Annotated in this window: 20 protein-coding genes and 1 tRNA gene; 8 read left to right on the top strand and 13 right to left on the bottom strand. The window is 66.3% G+C overall.

Going from position 1 to position 19,411, the window contains the following annotated elements:
* The 11 genes from lpxL to ftsB form a co-directional block, all read right to left on the bottom strand.
* Complete coding sequence (gene lpxL / locus P1P91_RS04240; RefSeq protein ID WP_311884748.1) at positions 1–915, bottom strand: LpxL/LpxP family Kdo(2)-lipid IV(A) lauroyl/palmitoleoyl acyltransferase; 915 nt, start codon at positions 913–915, stop codon at positions 1–3.
* Between the two features lie 28 nt (positions 916–943).
* On the bottom strand, positions 944–2,041 hold the full coding sequence (alr, locus tag P1P91_RS04235) for an alanine racemase (RefSeq protein ID WP_311884747.1): 1,098 nt from the start codon (positions 2,039–2,041) through the stop codon (positions 944–946).
* 169 nt (positions 2,042–2,210) lie between these two features.
* Positions 2,211–3,188 carry an RNA polymerase sigma factor RpoS gene (gene rpoS / locus P1P91_RS04230; RefSeq protein ID WP_311884746.1) on the bottom strand — a complete coding sequence of 326 codons (978 nt, stop codon included), beginning with the start codon at positions 3,186–3,188 and terminating at the stop codon, positions 2,211–2,213.
* A 154-nt stretch (positions 3,189–3,342) separates the two neighbouring features.
* Positions 3,343–4,428 (bottom strand): peptidoglycan DD-metalloendopeptidase family protein, encoded by a 1,086-nt coding sequence (locus tag P1P91_RS04225; RefSeq protein WP_311884745.1) that lies wholly within the window; start codon positions 4,426–4,428, stop codon positions 3,343–3,345.
* A 4-nt stretch (positions 4,429–4,432) separates the two neighbouring features.
* On the bottom strand, positions 4,433–5,380 hold the full coding sequence (locus tag P1P91_RS04220) for a DUF368 domain-containing protein (protein WP_311884743.1): 948 nt from the start codon (positions 5,378–5,380) through the stop codon (positions 4,433–4,435).
* Entirely contained in the window at positions 5,377–6,054 is a 678-nt protein-coding gene (locus P1P91_RS04215; RefSeq protein ID WP_376717162.1) for a protein-L-isoaspartate(D-aspartate) O-methyltransferase, read from the bottom strand. The genes P1P91_RS04220 and P1P91_RS04215 overlap by 4 nt, the downstream gene beginning before the upstream one ends.
* Positions 6,041–6,787 carry a 5'/3'-nucleotidase SurE gene (surE, locus tag P1P91_RS04210; protein ID WP_311884739.1) on the bottom strand — a complete coding sequence of 249 codons (747 nt, stop codon included), beginning with the start codon at positions 6,785–6,787 and terminating at the stop codon, positions 6,041–6,043. The genes P1P91_RS04215 and surE overlap by 14 nt, the downstream gene beginning before the upstream one ends.
* A gap of 49 nt (positions 6,788–6,836) precedes the next feature.
* Positions 6,837–7,913 (bottom strand): tRNA pseudouridine(13) synthase TruD, encoded by a 1,077-nt coding sequence (gene truD, locus P1P91_RS04205; RefSeq protein WP_311884738.1) that lies wholly within the window; start codon positions 7,911–7,913, stop codon positions 6,837–6,839.
* Positions 7,910–8,389, bottom strand: a complete 480-nt coding sequence (gene ispF / locus P1P91_RS04200) for a 2-C-methyl-D-erythritol 2,4-cyclodiphosphate synthase (RefSeq protein ID WP_311884737.1) — start codon at positions 8,387–8,389, stop codon at positions 7,910–7,912. The genes truD and ispF overlap by 4 nt, the downstream gene beginning before the upstream one ends.
* Before the next feature lie 65 nt (positions 8,390–8,454).
* Positions 8,455–9,093, bottom strand: coding sequence for a 2-C-methyl-D-erythritol 4-phosphate cytidylyltransferase (gene ispD / locus P1P91_RS04195; RefSeq protein WP_311885693.1), 639 nt, complete (start codon positions 9,091–9,093; stop codon positions 8,455–8,457).
* A gap of 47 nt (positions 9,094–9,140) precedes the next feature.
* On the bottom strand, positions 9,141–9,422 hold the full coding sequence (gene ftsB, locus P1P91_RS04190) for a cell division protein FtsB (protein ID WP_311884736.1): 282 nt from the start codon (positions 9,420–9,422) through the stop codon (positions 9,141–9,143).
* A 290-nt stretch (positions 9,423–9,712) separates the two neighbouring features.
* On the opposite strand from ftsB, the gene P1P91_RS04185 reads away from it, so the two are divergent.
* The gene (locus tag P1P91_RS04185) at positions 9,713–10,579 is read left to right on the top strand and encodes a MurR/RpiR family transcriptional regulator (RefSeq protein ID WP_311884735.1); all 867 of its coding nucleotides are present in this window, start codon (positions 9,713–9,715) and stop codon (positions 10,577–10,579) included.
* 73 nt (positions 10,580–10,652) lie between these two features.
* On the opposite strand, the gene P1P91_RS04180 is transcribed toward P1P91_RS04185, so the two are convergent.
* Positions 10,653–10,739 (bottom strand) — tRNA-Leu (locus tag P1P91_RS04180).
* Between the two features lie 132 nt (positions 10,740–10,871).
* Between P1P91_RS04180 and queA the strand changes: the two genes are divergently transcribed.
* The 5 genes from queA to secF all read left to right on the top strand — a co-directional run bounded on the left by queA (position 10,872) and on the right by secF (position 16,492).
* On the top strand, positions 10,872–11,903 hold the full coding sequence (gene queA / locus P1P91_RS04175; RefSeq protein WP_311884734.1) for a tRNA preQ1(34) S-adenosylmethionine ribosyltransferase-isomerase QueA: 1,032 nt from the start codon (positions 10,872–10,874) through the stop codon (positions 11,901–11,903).
* A 71-nt stretch (positions 11,904–11,974) separates the two neighbouring features.
* Positions 11,975–13,093, top strand: a complete 1,119-nt coding sequence (gene tgt / locus P1P91_RS04170; RefSeq protein WP_311885691.1) for a tRNA guanosine(34) transglycosylase Tgt — start codon at positions 11,975–11,977, stop codon at positions 13,091–13,093.
* A 110-nt stretch (positions 13,094–13,203) separates the two neighbouring features.
* A complete protein-coding gene (gene yajC, locus P1P91_RS04165; RefSeq protein ID WP_311884733.1) occupies positions 13,204–13,536 on the top strand; it encodes a preprotein translocase subunit YajC in 333 nt (110 codons plus the stop codon).
* Positions 13,537–13,664: 128 nt separating this feature from the next.
* Entirely contained in the window at positions 13,665–15,518 is a 1,854-nt protein-coding gene (gene secD / locus P1P91_RS04160; protein WP_311884732.1) for a protein translocase subunit SecD, read from the top strand.
* 47 nt (positions 15,519–15,565) lie between these two features.
* A complete protein-coding gene (gene secF / locus P1P91_RS04155) occupies positions 15,566–16,492 on the top strand; it encodes a protein translocase subunit SecF (RefSeq protein WP_311884731.1) in 927 nt (308 codons plus the stop codon).
* Positions 16,493–16,692: 200 nt separating this feature from the next.
* On the opposite strand, the gene P1P91_RS04150 is transcribed toward secF, so the two are convergent.
* On the bottom strand, positions 16,693–17,487 hold the full coding sequence (locus tag P1P91_RS04150; RefSeq protein ID WP_311884730.1) for an inositol monophosphatase family protein: 795 nt from the start codon (positions 17,485–17,487) through the stop codon (positions 16,693–16,695).
* Positions 17,488–17,684: 197 nt separating this feature from the next.
* On the opposite strand from P1P91_RS04150, the gene trmJ reads away from it, so the two are divergent.
* A complete protein-coding gene (gene trmJ / locus P1P91_RS04145; protein WP_311884729.1) occupies positions 17,685–18,470 on the top strand; it encodes a tRNA (cytosine(32)/uridine(32)-2'-O)-methyltransferase TrmJ in 786 nt (261 codons plus the stop codon).
* Between the two features lie 75 nt (positions 18,471–18,545).
* Positions 18,546–19,403 carry a serine O-acetyltransferase gene (cysE, locus tag P1P91_RS04140; protein ID WP_311884728.1) on the top strand — a complete coding sequence of 286 codons (858 nt, stop codon included), beginning with the start codon at positions 18,546–18,548 and terminating at the stop codon, positions 19,401–19,403.
* The last annotated feature ends 8 nt before the right edge of the window (positions 19,404–19,411 follow it).

The raw sequence follows: 19,411 nt of genomic DNA, 5'->3' as shown, positions 1-19,411 counted from the left end.
TCAGTACACCCCCGCCTCGCCTTCGGGGCGGGTCTTGAAGCGCCGGTGCAGCCACAGATACTGCTCCGGGTGCTTGCGGATGGCCTGCTCGATAAAGGCGTTGATGCGCGCTGCGTCGTCGACCTCGTCGCCGCTGGGGAAGTCCTCGAACGCCGGCAGCGCCTCCAGGGTATAGGTAGCGTTATCGGGATTGCGGTGGAACATCAGCGGCACCACCGGCGCGCCGGTCATCCGCGCAATCTTGGCCGTTAGCCGAACGGTGGCCGCCTGCTGGCCGAAAAACGGCGCAAACACGCTCGCTTCGCGGCCAAAATCCTGATCCGGCGAATACCACACCGCGTGCCCGGCCTTGATTCGCCGGACCACGCCGCGCAGGTCGTGGCGATCAATGGTGGCGCCGAAGATCCGCCGCCGCGCTCGGGTCATGAAGCGCTCGAACAGCGGATTGTCGTGGGGTCGGTAGACCACGTCGGCGGGAAAGAACAGCGAGTGCAGCGCCCCGCCCAGGTCCAGGGTGGAAAAGTGAATGCCGATGATCAGCACGCCCTTGCCCCGAGCCTGGGCGCGAGCCATGTTCTCCTGCCCCAGAAAGACCGCGCGGTGGCGCATGGCTTCGGCGTTGCCGCACCAGCCGGTTGCGGTTTCCACAAGCCCGATGCCGTTGGCAATGAAGGTCTCCTTCACCAGCCGGCGCTGCGCCTCGGCGCTTTTTTCCGGAAAGCACAGGGCGATATTGGTCGCGGTGATATGCCGCCGGCGCCTGGCCAGCCGCCAGACCAGCCGGCCAATGCCGCTGCCTACGGCCATCTTTAGCCGCCACGGCAGCCGGGCAGCCACGTGCATGGCGCCAATGGCCAGCCAGGTCGGCCAGTAGCGCGGGTGGGCAAAGGAACGGGGATAGTGCGATTTCGCCATAAGTCAGGTCAGAGCCGTCGGTGGGAGGCTAGGGCAGCGGATGGTAGCGCCGGGGCACTCGGGGCAGCACGCCGGTCAGCAGGGTATAGCTGATGGTATCGCAGTGGCGGGCGACTTCGTCCACCGGCAGCACCGCGCCGTTGGCGGCCCGTCCCCAGAGCACCACTTCGCTGCCGATGCGCGCGTCAGCGATGCCGGTCACGTCGACGGTGAGCATGTCCATGGACACCTTCCCCGCCAGGGTAGCTCGCTGGCCATCCACCAGCATCGGGGTGCCGTCGGCGGCGTGGCGGTCGTAGCCGTCGCCGTAGCCGGCAGCCACCACGGCAATGCGCCTGGGGGTATCGGCGCGGTAGCGCCCGCCGTAGCCCACCCGCTCGCCGGGGGCGATATCGCGCAGGGCGATGATTTCCGAGCGCAGCGTCATCACCGGCTCAAGCGCGCGCGAGGCGTCGTTGGCGCGCTCCAGCGGGTCGCTGCCGTAGAGCATCACCCCGGGGCGGTTGTAGGCCCCGTGGGCGTCGGCGTGGGCAAGCGTCGCCGGCGAGTTGGCCAGGCTCAGGGGGGCCTTCAGCCGGCGGGCCAGCGCGCCTGCGCAGTCGAGCTGGCGAGCATAGTGGGAGCTGTGTTCGGCGTCGGCGGTAGCGAAGTGGGTCATCAGATGCAGCTGGCCCGCCTGAGGGGCGTCGCGCAGCGCCTGCCACACGGCCTCCGCCTCGTCGGGGTCAAAGCCCAGACGGTGCATCCCGGTATCCACCTTGACCCAGACCGGGATCGGCGCGCTCGGGGTATAGGCCTCAAGCGCCTCGAGCTGCCAATGGCTGTGCACGGTCATCCACAGCCGGTGGGCGTCGACGGCTTCGAGCTCGTCGGCGCTGAAGATACCTTCCAGCAGGACCACGGGGGTGTCGATACCGCCGCGGCGCAGCACCAGCGCCTCTTCCAGGCTTGCCACGGCGAACGCCGGCGCTTCGTCTGCGAGCGCCCGGGCGCAGGCAAGCGCGCCGTGGCCGTAGGCGTCGGCCTTGATCACGGCAACCGAATGGCTTTGGGGCGCGCAGCGCTGCGCGATGCGATAGTTATGACGCAGGGCGTCAAGGTCGATATGGGCTACCAGCGGACGCATGGTCTATCTCGATAAGGGCTTTGATGAGCGTGTTTTTGACAAGGACAGCTTCATGATACAGAACCACAGCGATACAGGCGCTGCCTCGGCCAGATGCCGTGCCAACAAAAAGCTGCCTTGTGAAAAGGCAGCTCGTGAAAAAACGGTTCGTTAAAGGGCGGCAAGCCCCTCAGCTTTCAAAGATGGCGTCCAGCGACAGACCCTGCTTTTCCAGCATCAGGCGCAGCTTTTTCAGCGCCTCGACCTGGATCTGGCGCACCCGCTCCCGGGTCAGGCCGATTTCCGCGCCGACCTCTTCCAGGGTGGCGGCTTCGTGTCCGCGCAGACCGAAGCGGCGCACGACCACTTCGCGCTGCTTTTCTCCCAGCGAGCCCAGCCAGTGGTCCACAAGCTGCTTGACGTTGCCGTCCACCAGCGCGGCTTCGGGGCCAATCTCGTCGTCATCGGCCAGGGTGTCGATAAGCGGCTTGTCGCTGTCGCCGCCCACCGGGTGGTCCACCGACGACACCCGCTCGTTGAAGCCCAGCATTTTCTTGACCGTGGCCACGGGCTTGTCCAGATGCTCGGCAATTTCTTCCGCCGTGGGCTCGTAGTCCAGCCGCTGGGTCAGCTCCCGGGCGGCGCGCAGATAAATGTTGAGCTCTTTCACCACGTGGATCGGCAGACGAATCGTGCGGGTCTGGTTCATCAGCGCCCGCTCGATGGTCTGGCGAATCCACCAGGTGGCGTAGGTCGAAAAGCGGAACCCGCGCTCGGGGTCGAACTTTTCCACCGCGCGGATCAGCCCCAGGTTGCCCTCCTCGATCAGGTCAAGCAGCGTAAGGCCGCGGTTCAGATAGCGCCGGGCAATCTTGACCACCAGCCGCAGGTTGGACTCGATCATTCGCGACCGGCCCAGCGGGTCGCCCTGGCGCGCCAGGCGCCCGTAAAACACCTCCTCCTCCGGCGTCAGCAGCGGCGAGAAGCCGATTTCGTTGAGGTAAATCTGGGTCGCGTCAAGGCTTTGGGCACGCGACCGATCTTCCCGTCCAAGGGCTCTTTCAAATGCCTCTTCTTCCGCCGCGGTCTGCTTGTCGTCAAGCGCCTCCAGCGCTTCTTCCACCGCGTTCAGGTCCACTTCCTGCAGATCTTGCTCTACCGTGCTCATCCCTTACCCCCAGCGCCTACCTGGCGCTTTTTACCGGGCACTCCGTCGACACGCCGGGGCGTTGCCCGCACGCCATGTCCGGCGTTGTTGTTGTTTTGCGGCGGTACGGCAACCAAAGGCCGCGGGCCTTGTGACAGCAGAAAAAGCGCGGGGACTAGCGTGAAGGCAGATACTCGAGCGGATCCTGGGGCTCGCCGTTCTTGCGTACCTCAAAATGCAGCCTGACGTTTTCCGCATCGCTATTGCCCATGGTGGCAATCACTTCGCCCGTCTTGATCACTTCGTTCTCGCTGACGTTCAAGCTATCGTTGTGGGCATACGCCGACAAGAACTGATCGTTGTGCTTGAGCAATACCAGATTGCCGTAGCCGCGTACGCCGCTGCCTGCGTAGACCACGATTCCCGGGCCGGCCGCCTTGACAGATTGACCTTTTTCCCCGGCGATATCAATGCCCGCGGTAATACTACCTTCGTCATCAAAGCGGCCTACCAGCTCGCCGTTCGCCGGCCACTGCCAGTCGATATTCTTCGCCGGCGTATAGCTGCGCTTGTCACGCCCCTCCTCGGCGGCGGCCTCTGACGCCTTGCCCGCCCCGGCTTCCTGGCTTTCGCCGGCCTTGGCCACCTGGCCCTTGTCGTCGGCGGCTTCCCTGGCCTTGGCGGCCTTGCTGTCCGCCGGGTCGTCTGGCCTGTCGGCGTCGCGACCGGCCGGCGCGGCGTCTTTCTTCTCGCTATCGGCCACGGTGGGCTCCTTGTCCCGCTCCTGGTCCTGGCCCTGCTCCTCGTCCTGGCGGTCTTCCTTCTCGGCGGGTACCGGCTCGTCGGGCAAAAGCCAGTCGACCTCCTGGCTGTCGGCGCCGCCCTGCCCGGCCGCGGCTGAAGACGAATCCAGCCCCGTGGTCACGGCTCCGCTCTTTTGCTGCCCCGCGGGCGGCGTATCGGTTCCGGCCAGCTTGCGGTCGGCACCGGCCTGCTCGCCCTCGCGCAGGCGAATCTTCTGTCCCGGATAAATGTTGTAGGGCGGATCAATATCGTTCAGCGTAGCCAGCCGGCGATAGTCGAGGTTGTGCTCCCAGGCAATGCCGTAGAGAGTATCCCCTGCCTTGACGGTATAGCGAGGCGTGCTTTCGACCGCCTGCTGGGCATCGCTTACGTCGCGCACCTGGGGGCGGGACTGCTGCTGGTTGGCGCAGCCGGCGACGGCCAGGGCCAGCACGGACATCACGAAAATCTTGCGCATGCGACTATGTCTCCTGTTGATCAGCGCCTGTTCGGTTGGCCTGGCGGTGAAGCATCACCACAAGTAGCGCGCCGGCGAGCATTAGGCCCAGCACGCCAAGAGTCTGCGCCGATGCTCCGGTGAGCGTAGCGTAGTCGCCGGGCAGCAGATAGCGGTGCGCCAGCGGAATCAGCTGCCCGTCCGACCCCATCTGGTAGCGTACCAGCTCGCGCCACGGCCAGAGAAGCGGCAGCGAGCCGAGGATAAATCCCAGCAGCAGCTGCATGGTGGCGGCATGATGCCGTTGCAACAGCCATGACAGCAAGCGTGAAAACAGCATCAAACCGAGCACGCAGCCGCCGCCGAACAGCGCCATCACCGTCAGGTCAAGCCCGCGCACGGCCTGCATGACGCTGCCGTAAAGCCCCATGGACAGCAGCAGAAAGCTGCCCGACACCCCCGGCAGCAGCATCGCGCTGATGGCAATGCTGCCGGCAATGACCAGCATCAGCGAGTCGTTGCCTACGGCCATGATCAACGGCATCAGCGACGGCAGCGCCCGGGCCAGAACCAGCCCCAGCCCGAGGATAATCAGGTAGCGCCACTTGAAGCGCTCCCGGGCTTTGTTGACCACCAGCGCCGAGGCCGCAACCAGACCAAAAAAGAAGCCGTCCAGCAGCAGCGGGTAGGCTTCCATCAGCCACACGGCCAGGTGCGCCACGCTGAAGACGGCAAGCGCCACGCCGGCCAGCAGCGGCAGCAGAAAGGCCAGATTCAGATGACGGGCAACGCCCTTCAGCCCGCCGCGCCGCCAGACGCCAAAAACGCCCGGGCCGAACTGGCGGATGGTGTGGATCAGCTCGGCGTAAAAGCCGCTGATAAAGGCGATGGTACCGCCGGACACGCCGGGCACCGCGTCGGCTGCCCCCATGCCGGCACCGGTGATAAATACGCGCAGGGTGGAACGGTTCACTCCACGACTCCTTCCAGCAGGGGGACAAAGCGTACGGACGCAAGCCGACGCCGTTCAAAGGTACGTCCCTGGCGGCGCACCTGAACCAGCGACTGCTCGCCGTCGGGGGTTTCCAGCGGGGCAATCAGCCTGCCGCCGTCGCTTAGCTGCTCGAGCAGTGCCTCGGGCAGCGCGCGCGCGCAGGCAGTGAGTAAAATGACGTCAAACGGCGCGGCTTCTGCCCATCCTTGAGTGCCGTCGGACACCCTGAGGCGCGCCGAGGACCCAAGCTCGGCCAGGCGCCGGGCGGCTCGGCGATGCAGCGCCGCAATGCGCTCCACGGAATATACCGCCGGCACCAGCCTTGAAAGCAGCAGCGCCTGATAGCCCGAGCCGGTGCCCAGCTCCAGCACCCGCTCGGGCGCTTCCTGGCGCACAAGCTCGGTCATGCGTGCCACGATGAACGGGCTGGAAAGCGTCTGGCCAAAGCCGATGGGCAGCGGGCTGTCCTCGTAGGCGCGGTGAGCAAGCGCCTCGTCGACGAACAGATGGCGGGGCTCTTGTGCCATCACCTCGAGCACGCCCGAGTCGCGGATACCCTGGCGCGCCAGCCGCGCCACCATGCGGTTTCGTGTGCGCGGGGAAGTCATGCCTCGCCCGCGTCGCTTGAGAGCATCAACATCAGGCGAACGCATCCAGCCAGTCCTGCACGTCGGCGCGCGCCGGGTGGCGCGTCAGGTCGGTCTGCAGCGGGGTGATCGACACCCAGCCGGCCTCGACGGCGGCAAAGTCGGTGTCTTCGCCGTCGTCGGCGTTGGCCCCCGCCGGGGCAATCCAGTAGCGCGTGCGCCCGCGCGGATCGCGGGTTTCCACGGGCTTTTCCGCCGGGCCGCGATAGCCCATGCGGGTCACCCTGACGCCCTGGATAGCGTCCCAGGGGAGGTCCGGCACGTTGACGTTGAGCAGCGTGCGCGGCGGCAGCGACAGGTTACCCGCCGCCCCCACCAGCGTCGCCGCCACCCGGGCGGCGCTGTCAAAATGACGCCGCCCGCAAAGCGATACCGCAATCGCCGTCATGCCCAGCACGCGCCCTTCCATGGCCGCCGCCACGGTGCCGGAATAGAGCACGTCGTCGCCCAGGTTGCCGCCGTGGTTGATGCCCGAAATCACCAGATCGGGCTTTTCGTCCCAGACGCCGTTGACGCCCAGGTAGACGCAGTCGGCGGGCGTGCCGTCGACGCTGTAAAAACCGTTTTCCAGCGCGGTGAGCGCCAGCGGACGCGACAGCGTCAGCGAGTTGCTCGCGCCGCTGCGGTCCCTGTCGGGCGCCACCACGCGCACGTTGGCATGGGCGATCAGCCCGTCGTACAACGCCCGCAGCCCCGGCGCGTGAACGCCGTCGTCGTTGGAAAGCAGCAGTCGCCGCATGATCTCACTCCTTGTTCCTCACCTGCCAGGGTGTCGTTGATACCCGGTCTCAAGCCGCGGGCCACGGGGCAAAATCCCCATGGGCGAGCAGCTCGCGCAGCACGGCGGTGGCGAAGCTGCCTCTGGGCAGCGAAAACTCAAGCCTGGCGCCGCTACCCAGCGGCGTCAGCTCGGGCGTGCCCAGACGCAAGCGCAGCGCCCGCCAGGCGCTTTTGGCCCCGGCCCGCTCGATGCCTTCACACAGCGCCGGATGCGCCTGTTCCAGCCGCAGCTCGAAGCGCCGTGCGGGCGCGGCGGATTCCACCTCCCCCCTGCTCTCGCCCTCGCCCTGGCCCCACAGCGGCCCGATGGGGTGCAGATCAAGCTCGGCGGCGCGGCGCTTGATCGCGGCATCCACGCACTCCACGGCAAACAGGCTTTGGGTACCGTCGAGCATCAGCGTATCGCCGGCCAGCGGCATTGCCCAGCAGCCCGCCGTCAGCCGCGCGCTCAGCAGTTCGTTGAAAAGAAAGCTGCGCGCGCTGGACAGCAGCATGCCCTGGCGATCGTCGCGCTTGCGCCAGCCCCGGGCCAGCAGCGCCCGGGCCCGCTGAAGGTTGCGCCCTTGGGCACCGAACCGCTGGGGGCCGAAATAGTTGGGCACGCCGCCCTCGCACAGCGCCTGCCAGCGTGCGCTGAAGCTTTCGGCGTCAACGGCCTCGCCGCCCACGCGCAGGGCAAAGCGGTTGGCGCGGTGCACGCCGCGCTTGAGCTTGCGCGGATGGCGCCCCTGTTCCAGCACCGCAATGCCAAGCGCGCTGAGCCGCGTCTCCAGCATCTCCGGGGCGTCCCGGCCGGGCAGGTGAACGCTGAGCCACTGGCGGGTGACGGCAAAGCGGTCCTTCATTCCCGAGTAGCCCACTTCGCGCGGCGTGACGCCGCACAGCCGCGAAAGCGTTCTGACCACGTCAAGCGTGGTTTGCTCGCGCTTTTCGATACGCAGCCAGAGATGCTCGCCGCGGCCTTCCGGCGCAAAGTCGAGCTCCTCGTCGACGAGGAAGTCCTCCGGCGCGGCGCGGTACTCGCCGGGCAGCGGCGGGCCGAAGGCGGCGTCCAGACAGCGCGCCCAGCCAGGCTCCGGGCTCATGAGCCGCGCCGCGCCAGCAGCACCACCGCCTCGGCGGCGATGCCTTCGCCGCGGCCGGTAAAGCCCAGCCGCTCGGTGGTCGTGGCCTTGACGTTGACCTGGCCCAGCGAAAGCTGAAGGTCGTCGGCGATGGTCTCGCGCATGGCGTCGATGTGCGGCGCCATTGTTGGCGCCTGGGCCATCAGCGTGGCGTCCAGGTTGACCGGCGCGAAGCCTTCGCCCTCGACCAGCGCCAGCACTCGGCGCAGCAGGTCGCGGCTGTCGGCACCCTTCCAGGCCGGATCGGTATCGGGAAAATGGCGGCCGATATCGCCCAGCGCGCAGGCGCCCAGCAGCGCATCGCACAGCGCGTGCAGCAGCACGTCGCCGTCGGAGTGGGCGACAAACCCGTGCGCGAAGGGCAGCCTGACGCCGCCAATCATCACGTGATCGCCGGGACCCAAGCGGTGGACATCAAAGCCGTGGCCGATGCGCATGGCAACCTCCTGATAGCAAAACGTTTCTGTTAACCGACGGCAGAGGCGGCAGGGCCTGTTTACCGTCAGGCTTCCTGGGCCGCCAGGATAGCGGTGGCCAGCGCCAGGTCGTCCGGGTGAGTCACCTTGAGGTTGTCCCGCCGCCCGCTCACCAGCCGGGGCCTTTTTCCCAGCGCCTCTACCGCCGAGGCCTCGTCGGTGACCGCCGCGCCGCCGGCAAGCGAGTGCTCCAGCGCTCGGCGCAGCAGCCCGTAGCGAAATCCCTGGGGCGTCAGCGCGTGCCACAAACCATCGCGGGGTTCGGTATGCGCGCAGGTGCCCTCGGGCGTGGCGCGCTTCATGGTATCGGCTACCGGCATGGCCAGCAGCGCTCCGTCCGCACTCTTCGCCGCCGCGTCGGCCAGCGCGCGGACGTCATCAGGCATCACGCAGGGCCGAGCAACGTCGTGCACCAGCACCGTATCGCCGTCGGCGGCGGGAACGGCGCGCAGCGCGCCAAGCACGCTGTCCATGCGCTCGGCGCCTCCCGTGACTCGCCGCCAGCGGGCAAACGGCACCCACTCGGGCCGAAACCAGCGATCGCCGTCGTCCAGGCACAGCGCCAGGTGCGCGTCGGGCAGCGCCTGATACAGGCGGCCAAGGGTGCGCGCGAGCAGCGCCTCGCCGGCAAGCGACAGATACTGCTTGGGGCGATCGCCGCCCATGCGCCGTCCCTGACCGGCAGCGGGCACCACAAGCCAGGTCGTCCGGCTCACGGCTCTGCTCCGGGCACCCAGAAGAACTGCTCGTCGGCGCGCACCATGCCCATATCGCTTCGGGCCCTTTCTTCCACGGCGTCAAGGCCGGTCTTGAGGTCCCTGACCTCGGCCGCCAGCCGGTCGTTGCGCTCGCGCATGGGGGCGTTGACGGCTTCTTGGGCCGCCACCCGCCCCTGCACCTGGTGCAGCTCCTGCACCCCGCCGCGCCCCAGCCACAGCTTGTACTGCAGCAGCGCCAGCAGGGCACAGAGCCCCAGCACGAGCCACCTGTGCACCGGCCATTTTCGAGTTTCGCTAGTCACCGCCTACGCCTGTATTGGAAAGCTGTCAGAAGAGGCCTTGCAAAGCCGGGCGCTGCCGGCCTCAAATCGGGGCATTATGCCATCATCCCCGCGCAGGCGGCCACGCCGTCGGCGGATAATTTATCTGCACCCGGCGCGCAAGGCTTAAGCCGGCAGGCGCTATTCCGGTATCATCCGGATAGCTCACGCGCCCAACCGCCCTTGTGCTACCGCCGCCGGGCAGACGCGTCGCGCCCCGCTTGCCCCCGTCCACGGAGACTCTGATGGCCCACGACCTGCTTGACCGCCTGCGCCAGCGCCAGGAAGACCTCAACCGCTCGGAGCGCAAGGTTGCCTGCGTGATTCTCGACGACCCCACCGCCGCCACCAGCCTGAGCATTGCCAGCCTCGCCCAGGCCGCCGGGGTCAGCGAGCCCACGGTCAACCGCTTCTGCCGCAACTTCGACGCCAAGGGCTACCCCGACTTCAAGATCCAGCTGGCCCAGAGCCTCGCCGGCGGCACGCCCTATGTCACCCGAGCGGTAGAGCCCGGCGACAGCGCCAGCCAATACACCAGCAAGATTTTCGGCGCCACCATTGCCGCCCTGGACGAAGCCCGCCGGAGCATCGACATGGACGCCGTGGAGCGCATGGTGGACTATCTGACCCAGGCCAAGCAGATCCACTTTTTCGGCCTCGGCGCTTCCGGCGCCGTCGCCCAGGACGCCCAGCACAAGTTTTTCCGCTTCAACCTGCCGGTCATGGCCTATGTGGACGTGCTCATGCAGCGGATGATTGCCGCCGCCTGCCACACCGGCGACGTGGTGGTGGTGATTTCCTACACCGGGCGCACCCGGGAGCTTGTCGACATTGCACGGGTTGCCCGCGAGGCCGGCGCCGTGGTGCTCGGCATCACCGCGCCGGACTCGCCGCTGACCCGGGAGTGCAGCGCCGTGCTCGAAGTCGTCACCCCCGAAGACACCGACCACTATATGCCCATGACTTCGCGGATAATTCAGCTGGCGCTGGTGGATACCCTGGCCACCGGGGTCACCCTGCGCCGGGGCGAAGACTTTCTCCCCCACCTGAAAAAGATCAAGGACAGCCTGCGCGACACCCGCTTTCCGGTAGAAAAACACAGCGATGCCTAATGGCCCGCCGGGAGTGGGATATTGCCCACAAAAAAGCCCGACGCATCAGCATCGGGCCTTCTCTCGTATTCGATGGTGCCGGTGGCCGGACTCGAACCGGCACGCCCGTGAGGGCGGCGGATTTTGAATCCACTGCGTCTACCCATTCCGCCACACCGGCAACAGGCGTGCATTATACGGTTCACGGGTTTGGCGTCAATTGTAACGCCTGACTTTGGCGCGCCAACGCGCTATCCTGTGCGCCGTTTTTTATCCCCTCCGGGCCCGCCCCGGACTCTACGCGAGCCTTGCCATGCAGCGTGCCGACTTCGCCTACGAGCTCCCCGAGGAGCTGATTGCCCGCTACCCGTCCGAGCAGCGCAGCGACTGCCGCCTGCTGTGCGCCGACGACGACGGCTGGCTCGAGCATCGCCGCTTTCCCGAGCTTCTCGGCATGCTCGAGCCCGGCGACCTGCTGGTCTTCAACGACACCCGGGTGATTCCCGCCCGGCTGCACGGCCACAAGACCAGCGGCGGGCGGGTGGAAATGCTGCTGGAGCGCCCGCTGGACGCCCACCGGGGGCTTGCCCACCTGCGCGCTAGCAAAGCGCCCAGGCCCGGCACCGAGATCGTCTTTGAAGGCGGCGTTCGCGCCGTGGTGGAGGCTCGCCGAGAAGCCCTTTTCGAGCTGCGTTTTTCAGGCGAGACGCCGATGATCGAGCTGCTCGAGCGCCACGGCCACATGCCGCTGCCGCCCTACATTACCCGGGAAGACGAGTGGAGCGACCGCGAACGCTACCAGACGGTCTACGCCCGTCACGACGGCGCGGTGGCCGCCCCCACTGCCGGGCTGCACTTTGACCGGCCGCTGCTGGATGCGCTCGCCGAAAAGGGCGTGGAAAGCGCCTTTGTCACCCTCCACGTGGGCGCGGGCACCTTTCAGCCGGTGCGCGCCGACGACATCCGCGACCACCACATGCACAGCGAATGGCTCGAGGTGGACGAAACCGCCTGTGCCAGGGTCAACGCCGCCCGCGCCGCCGGCCGGCGCGTGATCGCCGTGGGCACGACCGCCGTGCGCTGCCTGGAAACCGCCGGCGCCGCCGACGGCACTCTTGCGCCCTACCGCGGCGACACCGACATCTTTATCTACCCGGGCTACCGGTGGCGCTGCGTGGACGCGCTGATTACCAACTTCCACCTGCCGGAGTCGACGCTTCTGATGCTGGTCGCGGCGTTTATCGGCCATGACAACACGCTTGCCGCCTACCGCGCCGCGGTGGCCGAGCGCTACGCGTTTTTCAGCTACGGCGACGCCATGCTGCTGACCCGACGCGCTCCCTGACCCCGCGCTTTTCGCCCTGTTCCTGACGAGCTTTTGACATGCAAAACCCCCACAAGCGAAGCGACTGCTTCATGGATTTCGAACGCCTGGCCGACGACGGCCGCGCCCGCCGCGGACGGCTGCACTTCCCCCGCGGCATCGTCGAAACACCGGCCTTCATGCCCGTGGGCACCTACGGCACGGTCAAGGGCATGACGCCCGAGTCGGTCAAGGAGATCGGCGCCGACATCATTCTGGGCAACACCTTCCACCTGTGGCTGCGCCCGGGAGTCGAGGTCATCGAGGCCCACGGCGATCTGCACGACTTCGCCCAGTGGGACAGGCCGATTCTCACCGACTCCGGCGGCTTTCAGGTATTTTCCCTGGGCAAGACGCGCAAGATCAGCGAAGACGGCGTGCATTTCCGCTCCCCGGTAGACGGCGCGAAGGTCTTCATGGGCCCGGAAGAGTCCATGGCCGTGCAGCGCTCGCTGGGCTCCGACGTGGTCATGATCTTTGACGAGTGCACGCCCTACCCGGCGACCCACGCCGAGGCCGAGCACTCCATGGAGCGCTCCCTGCGCTGGGCCCGGCGTTCGCGGGATGCCCACGGCGATTCGCCCTCGGCGCTGTTCGGCATCATCCAGGGCGGGATGCACGACGATCTGCGCGAACGCTCGCTCAAGGGCCTTCTGGATATCGGCTTTGACGGCCTGGCCATCGGCGGGCTCTCCGTGGGCGAGCCCAAGGAAGAGATGCTCCGGGTGCTCGACTATCTGCCCGGCTGGATGCCCGACGATACCCCCCGCTACCTGATGGGCGTGGGCACGCCTGCAGACCTGGTGGAAGGCGTGCGCCGGGGCGTTGACATGTTCGACTGCGTGATGCCTACCCGCAACGCCCGCAACGGCCATCTGTTCACCGCTGAAGGCACGGTCAAGATCCGCAACGCCGTGCACCGCTTTGCCACCGGCCCGCTGGAAGACGGCTGCGACTGCTACGCCTGCCGGCACTTTTCCCGGGCCTACCTGCACCACCTTTACCGCTGCAACGAAATGCTCGGCTCGATGCTCAACACCATGCACAATTTACGCCATTACCAGCGCCTGATGGCAGATTTGCGCGCGGCAATCGAAGCGGGTACATTGGCGCCCTTCGTGGAGACATTCTACGCCCGGCGTGGCCTGCCCGTGCCCCCTGCGCCCGAATGACCGCCGTCGGTGGCACGCCGTTCTCGTACAACGATTTCACCTGCCTGTGTTCAGACCAGGTAAACGCTTTTTGCTCGCCCACTTTGCTTGTCAACCTAGGAGTGCTTTGAATGCTGGATCTTCTCATTTCCCAAGCCCACGCCCAGGACGCCGGCGGCGCTGCCGGCGGCGGCATCGCCCAGATCGTCATGCTGGTCGGTTTTGTGGTGATCTTCTACTTCCTGCTGTGGCGCCCCCAGGCCAAGCGCGCCAAGCAGCACAAACAGCTGATCGCCAACCTGGAAAAGGGGGACGAAATCGTCATCGGCGGCGGCCTGGTCGGGCGCGTCACCAAAATCAGCGACGAGTTTCTGAGCATGGAAGTGGCCGACGGCACCACGGTCAACGTGCAGAAAAGCGCCGTGGCCGCCGTGCTGCCCAAGGGCACCATCAAGTCCATCTGATCCGCTTCTGCCCTGCCGGACGCCGCCAGCCAGCACCGGCAGGGATGCCACGGTGAACGATGACACGCCTTGCTGCGCGCTGACCCACGGCGCGCAGCGCTCCGTTTGTTATTCAAGGCAGGGCTTACATGCTCAACCGTTATCCCCTGTGGAAGTATCTGCTCATTCTGGTCGTGTTGGTGACCGGACTGATCTACTCGCTTCCCAACCTGTTCCCCGCAGATCCCGCCGTCCAGATCAGCACCCAGGGCAGCGCGCTGAGCGAAAGACAGCGCGACCGCGTCACCGACGTCCTGCAAGACAACGATATCGCCGTCAAGCGTACCGAGCAGCAGGACGGCCAGTGGCTCTTGCGGCTGAACAACGCCGACGACCAGCTGCGCGCCCGGGATCTCATCAACGACACCCTGGATGACGACGATGTCACCGTGGCGCTCAACCTCGCCGAGGCCACGCCTGGCTGGCTCAAGGCTTTCAACGCCTCGCCGATGACGCTGGGGCTTGACCTGCGCGGCGGCGTTCACTTTCTGCTCGAAGTCGACATGGACGCGGCCCTTACCCAGCGCCTGGAAGTCAACGCCAGCGCCATGCGCGAACTTTTGCGCGACGAACGCATCCGCTACCGCAACACCGAGATCGACGATCGCTCGCTGTCGCTGGAGTTTGCCAGCGCCGAGGACCGCGACGACGCCCGCCGGCTGATCAGCCGGGAGTTTCCCGACTTCGACTACCAAAGCGAAGGCGACGGCCGAGGCGCGACGCTTGTCATGACGCTCACCGACCAGAAGGTCAGCGAGATTCAGGACTACGCCATCAACCAGAACCTCACGACGCTGCGCAACCGCGTCAACGAGCTGGGCGTGGCCGAGCCCAAGGTCCAGCGCCAGGGGCCCAACCGCATCGTCGTGGAGCTGCCCGGGGTCCAGGACACCACGGCGGCCAAGCGCATCGTCGGCGCCACGGCCAACCTGGAATTCCGCCTGGAGGCGCGCTCCGATACCCCGGAACGCGAAACCGAAACCATCGCCTTTCGCAGCAACCCCGAGCGCGAAGCCACGGTGCTGCGCGACGTGATCATCAGCGGCGACAGCGTTTCCAGCGCCAGCCAGAGCTTTGACGAAAACGGCGGCCCCCAGGTCAGCATCAACCTCGACGGCACCGGCGGCACGCTGATGAACCGCGCCACCCGGGCCAACATCGGCCGCAACATGGCGGTGGTGTTCATCGAGCACAAAAGCCGGGACCGCGAAGTCACCGACCCGGAAACCGGAGAAACCAAAACGGTCCGCGATCCCTACGTCGAGCGCGGCATCATCAGCCTGGCCACCATCCAGAGCGCCTTTGGCAACAGCTTTCGCATTACCGGGCTGGAGTCGTCCTCGGAGTCCGCGGAGCTTGCCCTGCTGCTGCGCTCGGGGTCGCTGGCCGCGCCCATCTACTTTGCCCAGGAGCGCACCATCGGCCCGAGCCTGGGGCAGAAAAACATCGAGCGCGGCCTGCTCTCGGTCGAGCTGGGCCTCTTGCTGGTCGTCGCCTTCATGCTGCTGCGTTACAAGGTATTCGGGCTATTTGCCAACCTTGCCCTGGCGTTCAACCTGACGCTGCTGGTGGCGGTCATGTCGCTTTTGGGCGCGACGCTGACGCTTCCCGGCATTGCCGGTATCGTGCTTACCCTGGGGATGGCAGTGGATGCCAACGTGCTGATCTTCGAGCGCATTCGCGAAGAGCTGCGGCACGGGCTTTCCGTCCAGCAGGCGATCCACGCCGGCTACGAGCGCGCCTTCACCTCGATCATCGATGCCAACATCACCACGCTGCTGGTGGCGATCATTCTGTTTTCGATCGGCACCGGGCCGGTAAAGGGTTTTGCCGTCACGCTGTCCATCGGCATTCTGAGCTCCATGTTCACCGCGCTGCTGGTCACCCGCGCCATGGTCAACCTGACCTACGGCGGCAAGCCGGTGAAAAAGCTCTGGATTTAAACCCCGGCTCTGACGCCCGGCGCACAGCACAGACTTAAGAGGTGGTAATGAAATCCCTGACAAACCGGCAAATCGACTTCATGGGAGGGCGCCGCTGGGCGTTCATCCTCTCCGGCATCCTGCTGCTGGTGTCGATTGGCGCCCTGTTCACCCAGCAGCTCAACCTGGGGCTGGACTTTACCGGCGGCACCCTGATCGAGGTGCGCTACCAAAGCGCTCCGGCGCTTGACGGCATTCGCCAGACGCTCGAGCAAAACGGCTTCGAGGACGTCGCCGTGCAGACCTTCGGTGCCTCCACCGAGGTGCTGATCCGCCTGAAACAGGCCTTTGATGCCGAAGTGGGTAACGATATCGTCACCCTGCTTCGCGACAGCGGCGCCAATGTCGACCTGGTGCGCGCCGAATTCGTCGGCGCCCAGGTGGGCGACCAGCTGCGCGACCAGAGCGGCCTTGGCATGCTGGTGGCGCTGGGCGTGGTCATGCTCTACGTGGCGCTGCGCTTTCAGTACAAGTTTGCCGTCGGCGCGCTGTTTGCCCTGATGCACGACGTGGTGGTGGTTATCGGCGTGTTTGCGCTGTTCGGGCTGGAGTTTGACCTGACGGTGCTGGCGGCTGTACTGGCGGTCATCGGCTACTCGCTGAACGACACCATCGTGGTCTACGACCGCATCCGCGAGACCATCCGCAAGTCCCAGATCACCGACATGGCGCAGATCTTCAACGAAGCGATCAACGCCACGCTGTCGCGGACGCTGGCGACGTCGGGCACTACCCTGCTGGTACTGCTCGCCCTGCTGTTTCTCGGCGGCGACATGATCGAGAACTTCGCCATTGCCCTGCTCATCGGCATCGTGGTGGGCACCTTCTCCTCGGTCTACATTTCCGGGGCGCTGCTGATTCCGCTCAGGCTTAACCGCGAAGATCTGATTCCGCCGCAGAAAACCCAGGACGACGAGGAAGAGGAGCTGCCCTAGGTAGCCTTGCTTTTTAGCCGTCGCTGCATACGCAAACGCCCCTTCGAGTCTCTCGAAGGGGCGTTTTTTGCATTGAAATATCTGACCGGGTGGGAGCACAATTTATTGTGCGAATGCTGTGCCGGGCAGTGCTTTCGCGGACTGAAGTCCGTTTATGTCAGCCCTCCGGGTGCTCCCACAACAGACCGTATATCGAGCCTTTAAAAGTGCGGCGTCAGCTGCTTGACCAGGGCCTTGTAGAGCCGCGGCCCGGCGGCCATCAGTACGCTTTCGGGCTTGACGGCGGGCTGGCCGTCCGGAGTGCCGATGAGCGCGCCGGCTTCCTTCAGCAGCAGCGTGCCGGCATACAGGTCCTGCTCTTCAAGGCCCGCCACAAAGGCGCTGTCCACGCGTCCGCTGGCCACTTCGCAGATGTCCAGCAGGCCGCTGCCGCGGGCGATCAGGGTATCCACGCTCGGACCCAGCTGCTGGGTTAGCGTCAGGTAGGCAGGCAGGTGGCGACGACGCAGCCAGGCCGGCGGCAGGCTCAGCGCCGTGCGCGTGCCGGCCACCGCACTGGGCTTGCTCACGCGCATGCGCTTGCCGTTGTGCTGGGCGCCGCCGCCCCGGGTGGCCAGATACTCGTCGTCGGCGAAGGGGCAGATGATCACCGCGTGCTCCGGCCGACCTTTCACCCGGCAGACCGCCGAGATCGCGAAGTTATCCCCGGCGACCGAAAGGCTGGAATAGCCGTGCAGCGGCTCGATGTGCCAGACGGTATCCCGCCCTTCGCCTTCCCCCTCGCGGTGCGAGGTAAAGCGCCCGACGACGCCGTGCTCGGGATAGCCGCGCTCGAGCTGCTGGACAATGATGGCCTCGGCCTTGCCGGCGGCGTCCGTCAGCAGGCGCTCGAGATTGGCTTCGTCGTGAGCGTTTTCAATCCGCTCGCGAATACGTAAAAACTGATCGGCGGCCTTGCGCGTGGCGCGCAGCGTGAACTGAACCATCGGATTCATGGGTCGAACCTTGTGACGATAAGGGGAAGACAGGGCTGTTAAAGAACGGTGCAGGCAGTACCTGATCAAGCACTAGCAGATAGCCATACGGCGCAAAAGCGCGGGGCGGCGATTCTAGCAGAGCCCGTGCCCGGGCGCCATGCAGTCGTGCTAAACTTGCGCCCTTCCGCCATTCACTCCCACCGTTGAGTCACGCCATGCTCGAGCGCCTTCGCACCGTTCTTATCGGCACCAGCCACTCCGGCAATATCGGCGGTGTCGCCCGCGCCATGCACAACATGGGGCTCGATGACCTGGCGCTGGTCGCCCCGCGCGGCGAGGTCATCGACCAGGAGAGCATTTCCCGGGCGTCGGGAGCCGATCACCTGCTCCACCAGGCCCGGGTGAGCCAGACCCTTGACGAGGCCGTCGCCGACTGCACGCTGGTAGTCGGCGCCAGCGCCCGCTCGCGCACCCTGCCCTGGCCCATGCTTTCCCCCCGAGAACTCGCCGCGCGCCTGCCCGACGAGTGCCGTCAGGAGGGGGCGCGCATCGCCCTGGTATTCGGCCGCGAAGACAGCGGCCTGACCAACGACGAGCTGCACCGCTGCCACGCCCACGTGCATATTCCCACCAACGCCGACTTCAGCTCGCTGAACCTGGCCGCGGCGGTGCAGGTGGTCGCCTACGAATGCCGCATGGCCTGGCTTGAGCAGCAGGCGTCAAAGGCGGGCAGCGACCACCAAAAGGCAGAAAAGCCCCCTGCATCCGAAGAGCAGCGCGCCTCCCACGCGGACCTGGAGCGCTACTTTGCGCACCTCGAGCAGACGCTGACAACCATCGGCTTTCACGACCCGCAAAAGCCGCGCCAGCTCATGGCGCGTCTGCGCCGGCTTTACCTGCGCGCCCGTCCGCGCCGAATCGAACTCAACATTCTGCGGGGCATCCTGACGGCAACGAACAAGGCGGTCACCGACAAGGCCGGCCCGCCGCCACGCCCTTGAATCCGGCGCTCGGCGCCGCCAGTCTATGATTTCTGGCCCTGCTGCCGGACGCCCACCCACTGAAGGAAAGGTCGCATGTTTAAACGCCTGCGCGAAGATATCAACAGCGTGTTTGCCCGCGATCCGGCCGCACGCAACTTTTTCGAGGTGCTGACCAACTACCCCGGTCTGCACGCTCTGCTGCTGCACCGCTTCCACCACTGGCTGTGGAACAAGGGCGCCAAGTGGCTGGCGCGGACGCTTTCGACCTTTGCCCGTTTTCTCACCGGCATCGAAATTCACCCCGGCGCCACCATCGGCCGGCGCTTTTTCATCGACCACGGCATGGGCGTGGTCATCGGCGAAACCGCGCTGATCGGCGACGACGTCACCCTTTACCACGGCGTGACGCTCGGGGGCACCAGCTGGCACAAGGGCAAGCGCCACCCGACCCTGGGCGACGGCGTGATCGTCGGCGCCGGAGCCAAGATACTCGGCCCGCTTACGCTGGATGCCGGCGTCAAGGTCGGCTCCAACGCCGTGGTTACCAAGGACGTTCCCGAAGGCGCGACGGTGGTGGGGATCCCCGGCAAGATCGTCAAGCGCGCCGAGCCCGATAGCGAGCAGTCCATGGACGTCGATCCCGACCGGCGGGAGGCCATGCGCCAGAAATTCGGCTTTGATGCCTACGGCGTCAGCCAGGACATGCCCGACCCGGTGGCCCGCTCGATGCAGGCCATGCTCGACCACATGCACGCGGTGGATGAGCGCATCGAGCAAATGTGCTCGACCCTGACCCGGCTGGATACCAGCTACCGCAAGGGCGAGCTTCCCGAGCTGCGCAGCGAGGACTTTGCCGACGTGCTCGGCGAAGCCGCCAGCGAATGCGCCGAACACACGGCCAACCACCGCAGTCGGACTCGCACATCCGACGACGCCTCGGACCAAGGTTGACCGCTGCG

Origin of the sequence: Halomonas piscis (genome assembly GCF_031886125.1) — a bacterium.
Taxonomy (GTDB): Bacteria; Pseudomonadota; Gammaproteobacteria; order Pseudomonadales; family Halomonadaceae; genus Vreelandella; species Vreelandella piscis.
Note: the sequence above shows the minus strand (reverse complement) of the source record. Positions and strands in the feature narration are given on the sequence as shown.

Coding starts and splice junctions, on each gene's coding strand:
- lpxL (WP_311884748.1), bottom strand. CDS start 915: ATGGCGAAATCGCACTATCCCCGTTCCTTTGCCCACCCGCGCTACTGG.
- alr (WP_311884747.1), bottom strand. CDS start 2,041: ATGCGTCCGCTGGTAGCCCATATCGACCTTGACGCCCTGCGTCATAAC.
- rpoS (WP_311884746.1), bottom strand. CDS start 3,188: ATGAGCACGGTAGAGCAAGATCTGCAGGAAGTGGACCTGAACGCGGTG.
- P1P91_RS04225 (WP_311884745.1), bottom strand. CDS start 4,428: ATGCGCAAGATTTTCGTGATGTCCGTGCTGGCCCTGGCCGTCGCCGGC.
- P1P91_RS04215 (WP_376717162.1), bottom strand. CDS start 6,054: ATGCGTTCGCCTGATGTTGATGCTCTCAAGCGACGCGGGCGAGGCATG.
- surE (WP_311884739.1), bottom strand. CDS start 6,787: ATGCGGCGACTGCTGCTTTCCAACGACGACGGCGTTCACGCGCCGGGG.
- truD (WP_311884738.1), bottom strand. CDS start 7,913: ATGAGCCCGGAGCCTGGCTGGGCGCGCTGTCTGGACGCCGCCTTCGGC.
- ispF (WP_311884737.1), bottom strand. CDS start 8,389: ATGCGCATCGGCCACGGCTTTGATGTCCACCGCTTGGGTCCCGGCGAT.
- ispD (WP_311885693.1), bottom strand. CDS start 9,093: ATGGGCGGCGATCGCCCCAAGCAGTATCTGTCGCTTGCCGGCGAGGCG.
- P1P91_RS04185 (WP_311884735.1), top strand. CDS start 9,713: ATGGCCCACGACCTGCTTGACCGCCTGCGCCAGCGCCAGGAAGACCTC.
- queA (WP_311884734.1), top strand. CDS start 10,872: ATGCAGCGTGCCGACTTCGCCTACGAGCTCCCCGAGGAGCTGATTGCC.
- tgt (WP_311885691.1), top strand. CDS start 11,975: ATGGATTTCGAACGCCTGGCCGACGACGGCCGCGCCCGCCGCGGACGG.
- yajC (WP_311884733.1), top strand. CDS start 13,204: ATGCTGGATCTTCTCATTTCCCAAGCCCACGCCCAGGACGCCGGCGGC.
- secD (WP_311884732.1), top strand. CDS start 13,665: ATGCTCAACCGTTATCCCCTGTGGAAGTATCTGCTCATTCTGGTCGTG.
- secF (WP_311884731.1), top strand. CDS start 15,566: ATGAAATCCCTGACAAACCGGCAAATCGACTTCATGGGAGGGCGCCGC.
- P1P91_RS04150 (WP_311884730.1), bottom strand. CDS start 17,487: ATGAATCCGATGGTTCAGTTCACGCTGCGCGCCACGCGCAAGGCCGCC.
- trmJ (WP_311884729.1), top strand. CDS start 17,685: ATGCTCGAGCGCCTTCGCACCGTTCTTATCGGCACCAGCCACTCCGGC.
- cysE (WP_311884728.1), top strand. CDS start 18,546: ATGTTTAAACGCCTGCGCGAAGATATCAACAGCGTGTTTGCCCGCGAT.